Annotated in this window: 12 protein-coding genes, 1 tRNA gene and 1 pseudogene; 5 read left to right on the top strand and 9 right to left on the bottom strand. The window is 44.1% G+C overall.

From position 1 onward, the window contains the following. Window positions 1-53: 53 nt before the first annotated feature. Window positions 54-893 carry an esterase-like activity of phytase family protein gene (locus tag NFI81_RS18430; RefSeq protein WP_234611012.1) on the bottom strand — a complete coding sequence of 280 codons (840 nt, stop codon included), beginning with the start codon at window positions 891-893 and terminating at the stop codon, window positions 54-56. On the opposite strand from NFI81_RS18430, the gene NFI81_RS18425 reads away from it, so the two are divergent. Then, window positions 892-2,112 (top strand): AI-2E family transporter, encoded by a 1,221-nt coding sequence (locus tag NFI81_RS18425; RefSeq protein WP_234611013.1) that lies wholly within the window; start codon window positions 892-894, stop codon window positions 2,110-2,112. The genes NFI81_RS18430 and NFI81_RS18425 overlap by 2 nt on opposite strands. A gap of 3 nt (window positions 2,113-2,115) precedes the next feature. Here NFI81_RS18425 and NFI81_RS18420 read toward each other — a convergent pair whose 3' ends face one another. From NFI81_RS18420 to NFI81_RS18405, 4 genes are read right to left on the bottom strand one after another with little or no spacing between them, the layout of a single operon-like run. Next, a complete protein-coding gene (locus NFI81_RS18420; RefSeq protein ID WP_234611014.1) occupies window positions 2,116-2,595 on the bottom strand; it encodes a gliding motility lipoprotein GldH in 480 nt (159 codons plus the stop codon). 43 nt (window positions 2,596-2,638) lie between these two features. Further along, window positions 2,639-3,139: a hypothetical protein gene (locus NFI81_RS18415; RefSeq protein WP_234611015.1), complete on the bottom strand. Its 501-nt coding sequence runs from the start codon at window positions 3,137-3,139 to the stop codon at window positions 2,639-2,641. A gap of 52 nt (window positions 3,140-3,191) precedes the next feature. Further along, entirely contained in the window at window positions 3,192-3,989 is a 798-nt protein-coding gene (locus tag NFI81_RS18410; protein WP_234611016.1) for a (Fe-S)-binding protein, read from the bottom strand. Then, the gene (locus tag NFI81_RS18405; protein WP_234611017.1) at window positions 3,986-5,329 is read right to left on the bottom strand and encodes a 4Fe-4S dicluster domain-containing protein; all 1,344 of its coding nucleotides are present in this window, start codon (window positions 5,327-5,329) and stop codon (window positions 3,986-3,988) included. The genes NFI81_RS18410 and NFI81_RS18405 overlap by 4 nt, the downstream gene beginning before the upstream one ends. A gap of 243 nt (window positions 5,330-5,572) precedes the next feature. Here NFI81_RS18405 and NFI81_RS18400 point away from each other — a divergent pair. Next, a tRNA-Phe gene (locus NFI81_RS18400) sits at window positions 5,573-5,645 on the top strand. A gap of 61 nt (window positions 5,646-5,706) precedes the next feature. Here NFI81_RS18400 and NFI81_RS18395 read toward each other — a convergent pair. From NFI81_RS18395 to NFI81_RS18385, 3 genes are all read right to left on the bottom strand, one after another. Then, window positions 5,707-6,315, bottom strand: coding sequence for a hypothetical protein (locus NFI81_RS18395; RefSeq protein WP_234611018.1), 609 nt, complete (start codon window positions 6,313-6,315; stop codon window positions 5,707-5,709). Window positions 6,316-6,387: 72 nt separating this feature from the next. Further along, window positions 6,388-6,975 carry a hypothetical protein gene (locus NFI81_RS18390; protein WP_234611019.1) on the bottom strand — a complete coding sequence of 196 codons (588 nt, stop codon included), beginning with the start codon at window positions 6,973-6,975 and terminating at the stop codon, window positions 6,388-6,390. Between the two features lie 77 nt (window positions 6,976-7,052). Then, window positions 7,053-8,591 (bottom strand): DUF6973 domain-containing protein, encoded by a 1,539-nt coding sequence (locus NFI81_RS18385; protein ID WP_234611020.1) that lies wholly within the window; start codon window positions 8,589-8,591, stop codon window positions 7,053-7,055. Between the two features lie 326 nt (window positions 8,592-8,917). On the opposite strand from NFI81_RS18385, the gene NFI81_RS18380 reads away from it, so the two are divergent. The 3 genes from NFI81_RS18380 (at window position 8,918) to NFI81_RS18370 (ending at window position 14,302) form a co-directional block, all read left to right on the top strand. Next, window positions 8,918-9,187, top strand: coding sequence for a hypothetical protein (locus NFI81_RS18380; protein WP_234611021.1), 270 nt, complete (start codon window positions 8,918-8,920; stop codon window positions 9,185-9,187). 370 nt (window positions 9,188-9,557) lie between these two features. After that, a complete protein-coding gene (locus NFI81_RS18375) occupies window positions 9,558-12,599 on the top strand; it encodes a SusC/RagA family TonB-linked outer membrane protein (protein ID WP_234611022.1) in 3,042 nt (1,013 codons plus the stop codon). 20 nt (window positions 12,600-12,619) lie between these two features. After that, complete coding sequence (locus NFI81_RS18370) at window positions 12,620-14,302, top strand: RagB/SusD family nutrient uptake outer membrane protein (RefSeq protein WP_234611023.1); 1,683 nt, start codon at window positions 12,620-12,622, stop codon at window positions 14,300-14,302. A 90-nt stretch (window positions 14,303-14,392) separates the two neighbouring features. Here NFI81_RS18370 and NFI81_RS18365 read toward each other — a convergent pair. Continuing rightward, window positions 14,393-15,277 (bottom strand): annotated as a pseudogene (locus NFI81_RS18365) (alpha/beta hydrolase); the annotation flags it as partial.

Below are 15,277 nucleotides of genomic sequence, written 5' to 3'. Positions count from 1 at the left end.
GGATGTGATGGTCAGATTACATGTTTTCCAACATTGTTAACAGAAACATAATATCACTTATAAGTAATCCGGTAAATATTGCCCTGCTCATTGGTGACGAGCATATCGGTATTATTCAAAAACATAAGTGCCTCATTCTGTTTTTTTACCAAACGAAAACAGCCCTGAGGTTTACTAAAATCAATGCGGTTATTTTCAATTCCAAAGAGCAGGATTTTACCATAAGTCAACAAAGCGAAGGTCTTACCATCCGGGCTGATGTCGGCCGAGGTAACTTGTGTATTGATTTCAATGCTGTCAATGGCGGTTAATGTATAATTTCCGGCCTCAGCGGGAACGCGATAGAGCTTCACATTTTTATTTTTATCCCAATTTTTCGAAAACAGATATAGGCTCTTCTGATAGTAAAAAAGCGATTCACAATCGAAAGTAGGCTTTTCGGAAACGCTTGCCACAGATTTTTGATCTGCATAATGGAATGAAATTTTCTCTGTCTTACCTCTCTTGCCATCGAACTTATAGATCTCAAACTGCTTTCTAGGAGTGCCATTATTTCCAAAATCTCCTACATATAAATGACCGTCAGAGTCCTTCGTTAAGTCTTCCCAGTCGATATTTTGTGCGTTGGGAACGGTTATTGTTGAAGTGAGCTTCCCCGAAAGGTCAAATTCGTAAAACTCGGGCTTGCCGCCGCTATCATTATGGGTGATGAACATACCGGGCGTTGATCCGTTTGCCAGGCCCGAACTTTCCGATGCAACAGCCGGAAGCTTACCGATTTTGCTAATTTTGTACTGAGAACGCACCTTCTCGAAATCATTGATCTTATGATCAGGCTGGCAAGTACAGAATACAGTTTTGACAGCAAACCACAGATACATTAATTTATTCATGAACTCAACGTTACGTCCTCTTCCAAACAAAGATAGAGAAACAGCTCTTTACCTGAAACTGGCAAGCATCCTGGTTAGTCTTATTGCAACCGTTTACATTCTTTACATTCTTCGGGAGACGATCATTCCCATTGCATTCTCCATTTTACTGGCCATTCTTTTACACCCCGTTTGCCTTTGGCTGGAAAGGCATCGCGTTCCGCGGATCGGGTCCATTCTATTGAGCATTCTTTCACTTTTTATAGTTCTTGTGGTGCTGGTATATGTTGTTTCGCTGCAAATCGGCAGTTTCGCAGAAGAGCTTCCGAGGATTACAGAAAAGGCGGAAACGATTCTGGATCAGACCCTTACAATGGGAGAGCGCTATCTTAATATTAGCCGGAGTCAGCAGGTTAGCGAAGCAAAAAAATATCTCATTAATGCATTAAGCGAAGGAAGGGCAGTTTTGCTGAGCACGCTGGTTACAACCACGGGCGCCATTTCAACATTCATTCTGATCCCGCTTTACATTTTCTTTTTCCTGCTATACCGGGATTTCTTCAGACGTTTTTTTCACAAGGCCATTACCAATGTTCCTAACGAAGCATTAGATGTACTTTTGAAAAAAATATATGAAGTAATCCAGAGTTACCTGTCCGGATTATTCCTGGTTATCCTTATTGTGGGAGTTTTAAACAGTATTGGATTGTTGATTTTAGGCATTCCGCACGCGATTTTCTTCGGTTTTCTGGCAGGCTTTTTGATCCTGATCCCTTACATCGGCATCCTGATCGGCTCTGTTCTACCCGCATTGCTCGCCGTTGTGACCATGGATTCACCCTGGTATGCCTTGGGTGTAGTAGGTGTGATGGGCTTTGTACAATTTCTGGAAGGGAATTTTATCACACCAAATATTGTGGGTTCCAAAGTAAGCGTAAATCCACTGGCAGCCATTGTTGCATTGTTCCTGGGAGGGCAATTATGGGGATTAGCCGGGTTGATTCTCGCATTGCCGGTCACGGCGATATTGAAAGTGGTTTTTGATACTATTCCCAGTATGGAGCCTTACGGTTTTTTATTAGGCGAGCCTGTACATGAGGTGCAGGAAGATAGAAAAGAAGCAGAGACACAGCACCCTGTTGAAAAGGAATTCAAGAAAAAACCTTACCGCAGATATCGCAATAAACCCCGACAACGGCCGGATGGAACAGTTCCTTCGGCTAATAATCCCGCGATCTAGGATTTATTTAACCCCCGCTTTTTCAACACTCACACCAACGCTCATTACAAAAGGAAGCGGATTCTGGCGCATGGATTGCGTCAATGTGAATGTGTAAATGCCGGATCTTGGAAATCTGTAATTTTTAAGAAAAGGGATTTTATGGTCGAAAAGGTCACCCAGGCCGTGGCCATAGGGTTTTCCTGTAATCTCATTGGAAAGATAAACCTCTTCGAGCGTGTTGGAAATCACTTTCTGATCTGGACCCGTGAAATTTCTGGTCAGATATAAGTTGTAATAAGGATATTGCAGCGTATTACGGAGCAAATAATACAAGTTGTAGGTTGCCGTTGTATCCGTTACTTCAACTTTAAAAGTCGGTTTGTTTTTGATATACCAAAGTCCGTCGTCAATGTCTTCATGTGCTTTGTAAACTACGTTTTCGTCGCATCCTGACAGGACCAGACAAAAAGCGAAAATTGAGACAAACCAAAAAAACTTCATTCCGGACCGTTATCGTTTATTTGACAAAACTAACCATTTAAACTTAAACGCTCGTTTTCGCAGAAAAGTAGCGATTGAGCCAGGAGTTTGAAGCCGGAGTCTTCCAATGGTTCATCCACTGCGCTTTTGTTGTCACCTGGTTATCAAAAATAATGGTTGATGGCCGGAGAATTTCATCCGTAACGGCCTGTTTAATGCCAGGCACCGGAATTGTATGGATCTGATTGTCAGCTCCAAGGTAAGCGATCGAACGATCAAAAAAGTCAATCTGCATCGAATGGCCAACCGACTGCATCCAGTGAACCGACTTATCAATCGAACATCCGCTCGGCAGCTCATCGTTTTCATCCACTGCAATTACTACAAACCGGTGCTCAAAAACTTTCCCCGAAGCCGTAAGCGGTTTTCCATGTGCTTCCCATCCATCCAGAGATGCTTTTAAAGTTTCTGTCAAAATGCCTGCTTCCGTGTCAGTAAGCTGACGGTCGGCCTGGTATATCCAAACTCTTGCCTGGAAATCTATGTCACTAAATGGAATGTACATAACTCAAAAATTTTAATACTAAAAATTGATCTTACAGTGAAGAAGACAGTTATTACAACCCTTCCGCTTGTGCGATCAGTTCCGCGAGATCATAAACTTTAACAGCACTTTCTTTTTCCTTATTCTTAACGCCGTCCGTCATCATTACCATACAAAACGGGCAGGCAACTGCAATGGTATCGGCTCCTGTCGCGAGCGCTTCTTCAATTCTTTCAATATTAATGTCCTTTTTTCCAGGCTCCGGTTCTTTGAACATTTGTCCACCTCCTGCGCCGCAGCAAAGTCCTTTGGTCCGGCATCTTTTCATTTCAACCAAATCGGCATCCAAGGCTTCTAAAACATGCCTCGGCGCTTCATAAATGTTGTTAGCACGCCCCAGATAGCAGGAATCATGAAATGTAATCTTTTTGCCTTTGAACGCTTCACCCCCCTCGATCCGGACGCGGCCCTCATCAATAAGCTGTTGCAGAAAAGTAGAATGGTGGATCACTTCGTAATTTCCTCCCAGTTCGGGATATTCGTTTTTTAGTGTGTTGAAACAATGCGGACAAGCCGTCACGATTTTTTTAATGCCATACATATCCAGCACCTGAATGTTGGACATCGCAAGCATTTGAAATGTAAATTCATTGCCCGCACGCCGTGCCGGGTCGCCCGTACAGCTTTCCTCCGTGCCTAACACAGCAAATTTAACGCCAGCCTTATTTAATATTTTCACAAAAGCGACCGTCACTTTTTTGTAACGGTCATCAAATGAACCGGCGCAGCCTACCCAAAATAAAATCTCGGGCGCTTCATTATTGGCTGCCATTTCGGCCATTGTGGGCACTTTATATATGAGATCGCTCATTTATCATTCGGTTCAAGGCCAGCAGCCCAGTTAAAACGGTCGCCTTGTGAAAATTTCCACGGCGCCTGATTGGTGTCCATATTTTGAAACATCATGTTCCAGCTCGCCGGAGCCTTTGATTCATCCATGATCCTATATCGACGCAGCTGCAGAATGATATCCAGCGGGTTAATCAGCACCGGGCATTCCTGCACGCACGCATTGCACGTGGTGCAAGCATTAATTTCTTCTTCCAGAATATAATCATCGATGAGACTTTTCCCATCGGCTACAAATGTCCCGCCATTCGCCTGCATATTCCGGCCCACATCTTCGAGCCTGTCGCGCGTGTCCATCATAATCTTCCGCGGCGACAATTTTTTGCCCGTAATGTTAGCCGGACAAGCTTCCGTACAGCGCCCGCATTCCGTGCAGGAATAGGCGTCCATGAGATTTTTCCAGGAAAGATCCTGCACATCTTTTGCGCCAAATCGCTCGGGAACAGCAGCAGCCTCACCAGCCGGGGCCGTTTCCAGGCCCAGCATCATTTTTACCTCGCTCGTGATTTCGGGCATGTTATTCATCTGCCCTTTTGGGATCAGGCGTGAAAAATAGGTGTTTGGGAAAGCCAAAACAATATGCAAATGCTTGGAGTAAGTCAGGTAAATCGCAAAAATGAAGATTCCCAAAATATGAAACCACCAGGCAACGCGCTCGTAAATGATCAGCGTATCTTCACTTATTCCAGTAAATAATGGTTTGAGAAACTGACTAAAAAAGAAATCGCCCGTTTGCCTGTAATGCGGACTTCCCAGATCCTGTAAAACCGTGTCTGCCGCATTCATAGTAAGAATGGCGATCATTAAAACGATTTCAAAAACCAAAATCAATTTTCCGTCCAGTTCTGGCCAGCCATTCATTTCACGATGCCGTGCAGGCTGCAACCGCCCAACCTTCACAACACTGCGTCGCAAGAGGAAGATGACGCAAGCCAGCAGAACGCCAATCGCCAGCAGTTCGAAGAAGCCGATCAAAACAGAATAAAAGCCTCCTAATAAAGGAGCAAAAATCCGGTGCTCGCCCAGCATTCCATCCAGAACAATTTCAAGAACCTCAATATTAATAAGAATGAAACCAATGTAAACAGCAAAGTGCAGCAGTCCGATCAATGGTCTGTCAAACATTTTTTTCTGACCAAAGGCGATACGCAGCATCGTAGCAAATCGCTCAGCGGGGCGGTCCGTGCGATCTTCCGGCTTTCCGAGCAGGATCGTCGACCGTATCAGCGTAACTCTTTTATAAGCCAGCCAGGCAACTGCTCCCAGAACAGCTATGAAAAGAATTTGCTGGATTATCGCCATGGACAGATGATTTTAGATGAGATTCAACTCAGTTAGTATGCAAGCATAACACTAACAAATATGATAAAAATGCCCTTTGCAGCAAATCTTTTTTGGAATAAAATAATGGAAGCTTTTATAATGGTAAGATTATCAGGGTAATAACAGTCCCCAATAAATGAATTGATAAATATTTTCATAAATAATTTGTAAACCCAAAACAGACTTCTATTTTTGCAGTCCCAAACGGGGCCAACTGAAAGCGGTGATGTAGCTCAGTCGGTAGAGCAAAGGACTGAAAATCCTTGTGTCGGCGGTTCGATTCCGTCCATCACCACAACTTAAAGCCGCTACGAGCAATCGCAGCGGCTTTTTTTGTTGGTAGCATCAATTCCTAATCAATCAGGATAATTGTCAATGTACCCAGTATAGGTTGCGTAAATTTCTTTCTGCTCATCATCAAGCGAGTAACAAAATGAAACCTCTGGAATGCTGTACCCCGCAGGATATTGATAAGCTCTCTTGACAAAGATGGTCAGGGGGGCCCGCTCCCATATATAAGATGCATTTCCATGGTTTTCCACATATTTGTAATTGCCCGGATAAAGGTTTTGAATCTCCGCAACAATTTCCTGATCCGTTTTGCAGCTGTCTTCATGAAGCTCGAATGCAACACCGTACGTTAATGTTTGTTTTAATTCATCTGAGATTTCGTCGGGCTTTTTCCATTGGTTATCAAAATCAAAAAACCACTTGGCAGAGATATTTTTACAGCCGATAGAGTCCGTTTGTAACCACATATAGTTTCTGGAAAAGCCACTCATAGGCGTTTTCAGCACACCATGCACTCTCATGGGAAACTGAAACTTGATCCCCCGGAAATTTACCTTCGCATCTTCCTCGTATTTTTTATCATCCATCTTGTTTTGAAAAGATAGATAAAGAATGAAGAGGCCGATCAGGGAGGCAACAATGATTTTACCCAAGATGGATAAAAGATTATCCAAAATGTAAAAGAGCTTTTTAGAATATATAGAAGTTTTTTAATGAGCTGTGATTACGGATTGGCATTAATTAAGTTAATCAGGATAATGGTTGATATATCCAGTATAGGTAGCGTAAATATTTATTTGCTCATCGTCAAGTCCATAGCAAAATGATACCTCCGGTACGCTGTATTTTGCGGGATACTGGTTTGCCCTTTTCACAAAAATGGTCAGACAATCACGCTCCCATATGTAAGATGTATTTCCATGGTTTTCAAAATGCCGGTAATTGCCCGGATAAATCTTTTGAATTTCCGAAATGATCTCCTGATCTGTCTTACAACTATCCTTATGAAGTTCAAATGCAATCCCAAAGATCCTTTTCTCTTTCAATGCATCACTTATTTCTTGTTGACCGTTCCAGTCGTTGTCCCAATTAAAAAACCATTTAGTTGAGATCTGATTACTGCCAAAATAATCAGTCTGTAGCCATGATGAGTTTCGTATAAATCCATGAATTTGAGGGTTCAACACGCTTTTAATCTTCAAAGGAAATTGAAAATTAATTCCTCTAAAATGTACCTGTGCGACCTGATCACAGGTTCCATCAGTTTGCCAGGGCTTAGTAGCTAAGTAAAGAATTAGGGTAATGGTCATCAAAAAGAATAGTAATATCCTCATGGTGTATGACGGGTTTTTGGAAAATAGATAAGCTTTCTCATGAAAATGATTGATATGTAAGGTTAGCGTCTATCAGGTCATGGGCAATTTGGGTCAAAATTAGTTGTACTAACCAAAGCTGCATTTTTCACAAATACTAAGCCATGTTGCCCTACGTTAGTCGCCGCTTTAACACGGTCGGCCCATTGCGAATCCGTACCAGTTTGGCCAAATTGTTTGAATATTGAACTGCCTGCTGCATTATTAATTTCATCCATTGTTCTATCAATGCCTGCACTGTTTAACTCATGTGCGCTTGCAAGTGTCTCGGCAGATTTGATTGTGAAAGTTTCAGCGTTAAATATTAGAAATAATGCGTGCTTGAATGCGTTTGCTTTACAATTAGAGCATGTTGCGCCAAAAGAATTAAATTTTACACCAGTAAGATTTTCAGCCGCATAAGCGTTCGCTGCGTAAAATAATCTCATTAACAACTTATAGCTTTGAAGCTGATCTGCAAGCGCGTCGAGGGCCTCCTTCTCCTTTGGCGTTAAGGCTTTGCCGGTCAAATTGATTATTAAATTGTCGAAATTCTTGGTAACCATATCTCCAAACTTTGATATTAAAGCGTTTACCCTTGTTGCCATAGCTGGGCTCAGCGAATTTAGCACCGCAATCTCCGTCGAAGTGAAGATTATGCCCTTAGCCTTAGCAGTATTAACAATCGGCGCTGCCGCCGCATTGGGCACAACAACCGGCCCTGGGTCAGGCGTGTTCGGCGTGCATGGCGTTTTTCCAGTTCCTGTCTTAGGTTGTACACAAGGGTCATAACCACCGCCAGGATTTGGGACGGTTCCACCTCCACCTCCTCCGGTTCCACTTCCCGAACCTCCATAACCGCCAAATGAGTCGATATAAGAGTCAATGCAGGTCGTTACCGTGCTGTATTGATATTCAAAGTAATATTTAGTTCCTGTCGGGCAGCCACACGATGTATGCTGCGAGTTATGGCAGCACAAATGTTCTACAATGCTGGACAGCACCATTACAGATGCGCAAACGGGAACCAGATTAGCACGCCCTTCGGGTCTTCCGCTGGATGGCAGACCGTCGTAGTTGTTCATGATCACAGTTCCGTAGAAGCTCCGCTTACGGTCTTTCTTGTATTCCTGGATCCACTTCTTGTCCGGGAAATACCAGGCTAAATATGCCTTGACACCTGCATCGGTTGAGTCTATGATAATGTTTCGGAATACAGTGCCGGTGTGGGACCTGCGATAGACGGGAATGGTGTAAGTAGTGTGATTGTTGACTGTGATTTTCCGGACACTATCCGTTGTGCTGGGCAAAAGCGGAAAAGGAAATACGATTTTTTCGCTGGATCGAAGGTTTTTCTCGGCGCTGGACTTGAAATGGCTGTACATTTCTTTGTCCTTAAACCCTTTGACCTGTTGCAAAAACTGATCGTAGCTGAGCATTTTGTCCTCAGTCGCCATGACCTTTTCGGTCGCGCTTTTTTCGGGAGAATTCTTACCGTCAAAGTCATCCTGACAAGACTGGTTTGAAAACGCAAGTACAAAAACAAGAAGAAATGAAATGCACGACGCAAAGGGTCTGAAAGGAGAGAATTTTTGCATAAATAGTTTGTGAAGGATGAAAAAGTAAATCGATTTGTGAGATTACGATTTAAGATTCGATCCTTTACAAGCCTGTATAGCGGCAATGAATAAGCGGTTGGGCTGAGTTATTCTTCGGGAAAAATGTCTTGGTTTTGTTTATTCACCGCAAGATATGCGGAGATTAGGTTGGCTATTCACCGCAAAATATGCGGCGATTAATCAGGTTGTTCGACGCGCTGTAAATTTATCATTATCATACAACGTATCGGTTGTGCGATGCTAAGATCATCGAATATAGTTTTGTAATCCAATTCAAGACAGCCAAGTCTTAACAACCAGCACACATGAACTTCAAAATCCTAACCCTTCCCAAATCACAAATCCAAATCTGCCTACATTGTGATCGCAGCGACGAAAATCAGGAAATTGTTCGCATTACAGCGTTTGTAATAGACATAAGCGGGCAGGAATTAATGTTGGCAACATTTGCGCAGTTTGCGGATGCTGGATCGGCAAGGCGTTTTGTATTTGATTATTCGGAAGAATCTGCAAAGAGGTTTTTGGAAGAATGTATGCAAGAAGATAGGATTTCACTGATCAGCCCCCAATTATAACTTTAATCCAATTTACCCCCGGTAACATCCGACCCTTCAAAATTAAAAATCCATTAAAAAATCCCGAATTATCCAACAAAAAAACGGATCAATTCTATTTTGGCTACGTTCCCGATATCGATTGCATAAAAATATTCCGGCAAATTCTTTGGCGTTTCTTGCTAATCGCTAACCTTCCTTTCATCGAACGCGGCGTCAGTAAAAAAGATAATCAATATTTTCTTCGATTATTAATATTCTGATCTGCTTTGAAATTCATCTGCACATTCATTTTAAAACGCTCTATGCCGCTGCATTTAGGCACAGATGTGGCCGGATTTGAATGTGATTTTTGCATTAATAAATAGAATAATGTAAACTGTTATGATCTATGTTTAGAAAACTACAAAGTGCATCGGCCCTGTGTTTGGTGCTCATGTATGGAATCTTACCGGTTGGTAATCAGAAGGTTTATGCTGGAAGCCATGTGAATTTTACGGCGAATCCGGTAGTGCCGGCAGATGGAAAAAGCAAGCTGAATGCTGTTTTGGACATTACCGGAAAAGTGACGGGGGATAATGGGGAGGAGTTGCCGGGTGTCAGCATTCTATTGAAAGGAACCACGACTGGCGCCACTTCGGATGCAAATGGTTTGTACAAATTGACAATTCCGGCTGGAAGCGCTACGCTGGTTTTTTCTTACGTGGGTTATATCAGCCAGGAAATTGAAGTTGGCAACCGCTCGGTGATCGACGTGAAATTGTTGGCTGACACAAAGGCACTGGAAGAGATCGTGGTTGTGGGTTACGGAACGATGAAAAAAAGCGACGTTACCGGGGCCATTACATCGGTGAAAGCCAAGGATATTACGGCGATTCCGACCACCAATGCGCTGAGGTCGTTACAGGGAAAAGTTTCGGGGATCGACATTACGCAGAGCTCGGGGCAGCCGGGAGCGGACATTAACATTGTTTTGCGCGGAAACAGATCATTAAGGGCTGATAATAAGCCTCTTGTGTTAGTGGATGGAATCCCTTACGGCTCTTTTATCGACATTAACCCCACGGACATTGCCTCTATCGAAGTCCTGAAAGACGTTGCGTCAACGGCGATTTATGGAACGCGTGGCGCGAACGGCGTGATCATCATTACCACGAAAAAAGGCTCGGCGGGCAAGTCGACGCTTTCATTCAATTCATATGTGTCGATGAATAAGAAGGCATTGTATCCGCGTATGATGAACGGTGAGGAATATGCGCAGCAAAAACGCGAGGCTTACCGGACTACAAACGGCGATGTTTACAGGAAAGATGAAGACATTTTCCAGGTTACCGAATTGCAATACATTAAGGATGGACAATTTGAAGACTGGCAAAGCTATATTTTCCACAACGGGCTGATGCAGAATTATGAGATCAATTTGACCGGCGGAAGTGAAAAAACGACTTTCTCGACCTCCTTTGGTTATCAAAAAGACAAAGGCTTGCTGCTTAATGATGTTTACCGCAGGCTGAACGGGAAAATCAGTGTGGATCACAAGCTAAATGATCGTTTCCGTGTGGGGTTAAGCGCGATTTATTCTTACAAAAACCAGGATAAGCGCGATAATCCATTGAATATGGCCAACAAAATCCTTCCGATCGCGAAGGCTTTTAATGATGACGGAACATTGATCCTCAATCCAGCGCCTGGTTACAGCGCCCAGTTTACGCCTTTGGCGGACGAGCAACCCGGCGTTTTTGTAAACAACATTGTGGACAAACGCTTATTTACTTCGGCTTACCTGGATGTGAAAATCACAAATGACCTGTTTTTGAAATCAACAATCGGTCTGGATTTCAGGGACTTCCGTCGTGGATATTACAAAGGTTTCAACACCATTGCCAATGTCGGACGTAACTCATCTTCTGGTGTAGAACTCAATAATTATTTCAATTACACCTGGGAGAACACATTGAATTACAATAAAACGGTTGGTAATCACCAGATTCAGGGACTTTTGGGAACGAGTTCTTTGGGGACAAAATTGGAGGAATACACGTCATCCGGTAACAATCAGGCTTCTCCGATCACGTCTTTTCACGATCTGAACTCCAACACCATTTCCAAAGCAATCGGCAGCAGATTGCGGGAAACGAACATTGCTTCCTTTTTTGGAAGGATCAATTATAAGTTGAGCAACAAATACATTTTCCAGGCATCCTTGCGGGCTGACGGTTCTTCTGTTTTGGCAGCGGGAAACAAATGGGGTTACTTCCCGTCTGTTTCAGGGGCCTGGCGTGTGATCGAAGAGCCGTTTTTGCAGGATAGCAAGATTTTTAATGACCTTAAATTGCGCCTCAGCTGGGGCAGATCAGGTAACTCAACCATTGATCCTTATGCTACAAAAGGCGGTTTAGGGTTGTCTGCGTATGCTTTTGGAACAAGCGCTGCATTTGGCTATTGGCCAAGCGTAATCCCAAATCCTGCGTTGACCTGGGAAACAACCGGCACCTGGAATGCTGGTTTGGATTTTGGTTTGGTAGGAAACAGAATTTCCGGAACGATCGATGTTTACCGGTCAAGAACAAAAGATCTGCTTTTGCCAAGCTTGCTGCCGACGCACACAGGTTACAGCGAAATCCTCGAAAACATTGGTCAGGTTGAAAACAAAGGGGTTGAGCTCGCTATCACGACCCAAAATATCAGCGGCAAAGCATTCAACTGGTCCACAGACTGGACATTTACTTTGAATCGTGAAAAAATCATCGCCCTTAATAATGGTGTAATGCGCAATGAGGCCAACAGTTGGTTTGTGGGAGAGCCTACGAAAGTGTTTTTTGATTATAAAAAGATCGGAATCTGGCAGCTAGGCGAAGAAGAAGCTGCTTTGGATTTTGGTAAAAACAAACCAGGCGACGTGAAAGTGGCGGATATGAACGGAAACGGTGTGGTTGATCCGGGCGATCGCACGACTTTTTCAAGCGTCCCAAAATTCTCTTTCGGGGTCAATAACCATTTTGAATACAATAACTTTGACCTGAGCGTGTTCGTGTATGGCCGCATCGGACATTATATCAATTACGAATACAATGCGAGCGCCTACAAGCCGAGCGCGCTTGAAAATTCTTCCAATGTGGATTACTGGACGCCGGAAAATCCAACCAATGCTTTCCCAAGACCAAACAGCTCATACTCAACGACAAATTATTTGTATCAGTCGACATTGGGTTATGTCAAAGGTTCTTTCGTGAAGATCCGGGACGTTTCATTGGGCTACAACATTCCTTCGCCGCTGACGAAAAAGATCGGTGTGGGCCGTGTGCGGGTTTACGGGACGCTGCAAAACTATTTCACTTTCAGCAAGATCAAAAATTACGATCCGGAACGCGGGGGCGACCTGAGCTTCCCGCTTGTGAAGCAGATGATCTTTGGTGTAAACATTGATTTTTAATCATTCAAAAAGACATTCCAATGAAAATAAAAATAACAGCCTTACTCATGGCATTTTCGCTCGCCGGGCTTACTTCCTGCGAGGATTATCTTTCCGAAACCAATAAAAGCGGCTTAACCCAGGACCCGTTTTTCCAAACAGAACTCGGGATCACTGCGGCTGTAAATGCTTCCTATTCAGGCACAAGATTATGGTATGGCAAAGAATTCCCATCCGCATTCGCCGAAACCGGAACCGACCTTTTCTTGCGTGGAGGTGATAATAAAGCCAACCAGATATCGGATTATACAGTCGATCTGAATGGTGCACAAACGAATTTAAAAGATTATTGGGCGCATTTATATAAAGCCTTAAACACTTGTAACACAGCATTAAAGCTGCTTCCTGCGCCAATTTTGTCGGAAGCGATGAACAAGCAATATGAAGGCGAAGTGCGGTTTTTGAGGGCACATTACTTATGGCTGATCACCGAAACCTGGGGCGATGTGGTGCTGCAAACGGAGCCAACGGCCGGTGCGGTTACAACAGCAAAAAGATCCAGTGTGGAGGATTTTTACAAAGTGATTTTCGCTGATCTGGACATTGCTATCGCCAATCTGGCGCCCGCAAAATCCACGAACGGCCGCATTACCCAGGACGTTGCAAAAGCTTTCAAAGCCAGAATGGCCTTAACGCGCGCCAGCTCGACAGACAATGCCGAAATGTATGCGACTGCCGCAACATTGGCCAGGGAAGTCATTGCATCCGGTCGCTACACATTGTTTTCCGATTTCAAATCGCTTTGGGACATGAAAAATTCCGAAGGCGGCGCAAACTCGGAAGTGGTTTATTACGTGAACTATACCAATGACGACACCATGAACGGGGATTATGATGCGGCGGCTGGAAAGGGAAATAACAGCCATTTGCACTTCATTATGGTGTATGACAAACAGCCCGGTATGGAGCGTTCGGTTGCTTATGGCCGTCCTTACCAGCGTTACGTGCCTACATTACATTTGCTCGATTTGTTCAATGAAAAGGTGGATCAGCGTTATGCGGGCACTTTTCAGACCGTGTGGCTTGCTAATGTCCCTAACCTGAAAGCCGGAACCGTGAATGGCTATCCAAAAATGGCTTTCGGAGACACTTCCATGGTTTTCATGAAAACGGTTGCAACACCAGCACAAGTGGCGAATGCAGCCGGTCGCTACAAAATTTTCGACCGCAACACCATGTATAAAGAAGACGGATCGCTTCTATTAAGGTCTCAGTTTATCCAAATGAGCAAATTAATGGACCCAACGCGCCTCACCGCCAACCAGGAATGGAGCTCGCGCGATGGTTTCGTAATCCGCATCGCAGAATTATATTTGATCGCGGCGGAAGCATTGATGAAAACAAATCCTGCTGAAGCGCTTACTTATATCAATGATCTGCGTAAAAAACGCGCAATTCCCGGCAAGGAAGCCAGCATGGCAATCGCTGCAAAAGACCTCAACATTGATTTCATCCTGGACGAGCGCGCCCGCGAGCTTGCAGGAGAACTATTCCGCTGGTATGACCTGAAACGGACTGGAAAACTGGTTAGCTACGTTCAAAAATACAATGCGGACGCAAAAGCGAATATCAAGGAAACGCATAATGTTCGCCCCATCCCGCAAGTTCAGCTGGACGCGATAACGAATAAGGAAGAGTTTAAGCAAAATCCAGGGTATAACTGATTTACTTGAATACATTATCAATCCCGGAATGTGCGACGCATTCCGGGATTTTTGTTTTATATCAAGACTAAAATCCACCTTCATCCATTCCACAACCCTTCCAAACCATTCTTCAAACGAGGGATAGGACAAAAACCCGTGCTCGCCTTTGGAGTAAACGTGCAGTGCTCCGCTTACTCCGTTTTTGTTCAATGCTTTGTAAAATTCAATGCTATTCGAAACAGGAACAACCACGTCTGCGCCGGAATGGACCAGGAATGCGGGTGGTGTATTTTTGTTTACTTGCAATTCATTCGAGAATAAACGGACTTTTTCGGGACTTGCATTCTTGCCTAACAAATTATCCCGTGAGCCAATATGCCCCGTGCTATCATTAAAACTTACAACCGGATTTACCAAAATCATGAAATCAGGCCTTAGGCTGGTGCTTCCTGCTTCGTCAATGTAGCGCGTTTCGAAATGTGTTCCGGCAGTGGAAGCGAGGTGGCCTCCTGCCGAAAATCCCATAATGCCTATTTTGCCGGGATCTATTCCAAATTCTTTTGCGCGTTCCCTTACAATTTTAATGGATTGCTGCGCGTCTTGGATCGGCCCGATGGACTGATCTTTCATGATGTTAGGGTCTGGTAACCTGTATTTTACAACGAATGCGGCTATGCCGAGTTTGTTGAATGCGCGGGCAACGTCGCTGCCTTCGCGTTTGGTTAGTAATGTTCCGTAACCGCCTCCTGGGCATATGATAACGGCCGTTCCGGTTGCCTTTTCTTCGGCGGATAGAAAGATGGTCAGGCCTGGAATGGAGACTTTTGAAGTGAGCGAATCGACTGCTGCATTGGCCGTATGCACTTCCTGGTCCGGCCCCGAAATTGAATTCGGGGCCGTTCCTTGATAGAGGTTTATATAGGTTTGCGCAATGCTTTGGAGGCTTGTAATAAAAATTCCGGCAGCCAGTAAAAATGGTTTTGGGTCAGGCAT

This window comes from Dyadobacter fanqingshengii, assembly GCF_023822005.2.
Taxonomy (GTDB): Bacteria; Bacteroidota; Bacteroidia; order Cytophagales; family Spirosomataceae; genus Dyadobacter; species Dyadobacter fanqingshengii.
The sequence above is the reverse complement of the archived record's forward strand: the minus strand, read 5'-3'. Positions and strand labels throughout refer to the sequence as shown.

Coding starts and splice junctions, on each gene's coding strand:
- NFI81_RS18425 (WP_234611013.1), top strand. CDS start 892: ATGAACTCAACGTTACGTCCTCTTCCAAACAAAGATAGAGAAACAGCT.
- NFI81_RS18430 (WP_234611012.1), bottom strand. CDS start 893: ATGAATAAATTAATGTATCTGTGGTTTGCTGTCAAAACTGTATTCTGT.
- NFI81_RS18420 (WP_234611014.1), bottom strand. CDS start 2,595: ATGAAGTTTTTTTGGTTTGTCTCAATTTTCGCTTTTTGTCTGGTCCTG.
- NFI81_RS18415 (WP_234611015.1), bottom strand. CDS start 3,139: ATGTACATTCCATTTAGTGACATAGATTTCCAGGCAAGAGTTTGGATA.
- NFI81_RS18410 (WP_234611016.1), bottom strand. CDS start 3,989: ATGAGCGATCTCATATATAAAGTGCCCACAATGGCCGAAATGGCAGCC.
- NFI81_RS18405 (WP_234611017.1), bottom strand. CDS start 5,329: ATGGCGATAATCCAGCAAATTCTTTTCATAGCTGTTCTGGGAGCAGTT.
- NFI81_RS18390 (WP_234611019.1), bottom strand. CDS start 6,975: ATGAGGATATTACTATTCTTTTTGATGACCATTACCCTAATTCTTTAC.
- NFI81_RS18385 (WP_234611020.1), bottom strand. CDS start 8,591: ATGCAAAAATTCTCTCCTTTCAGACCCTTTGCGTCGTGCATTTCATTT.
- NFI81_RS18380 (WP_234611021.1), top strand. CDS start 8,918: ATGAACTTCAAAATCCTAACCCTTCCCAAATCACAAATCCAAATCTGC.
- NFI81_RS18375 (WP_234611022.1), top strand. CDS start 9,558: ATGTTTAGAAAACTACAAAGTGCATCGGCCCTGTGTTTGGTGCTCATG.
- NFI81_RS18370 (WP_234611023.1), top strand. CDS start 12,620: ATGAAAATAAAAATAACAGCCTTACTCATGGCATTTTCGCTCGCCGGG.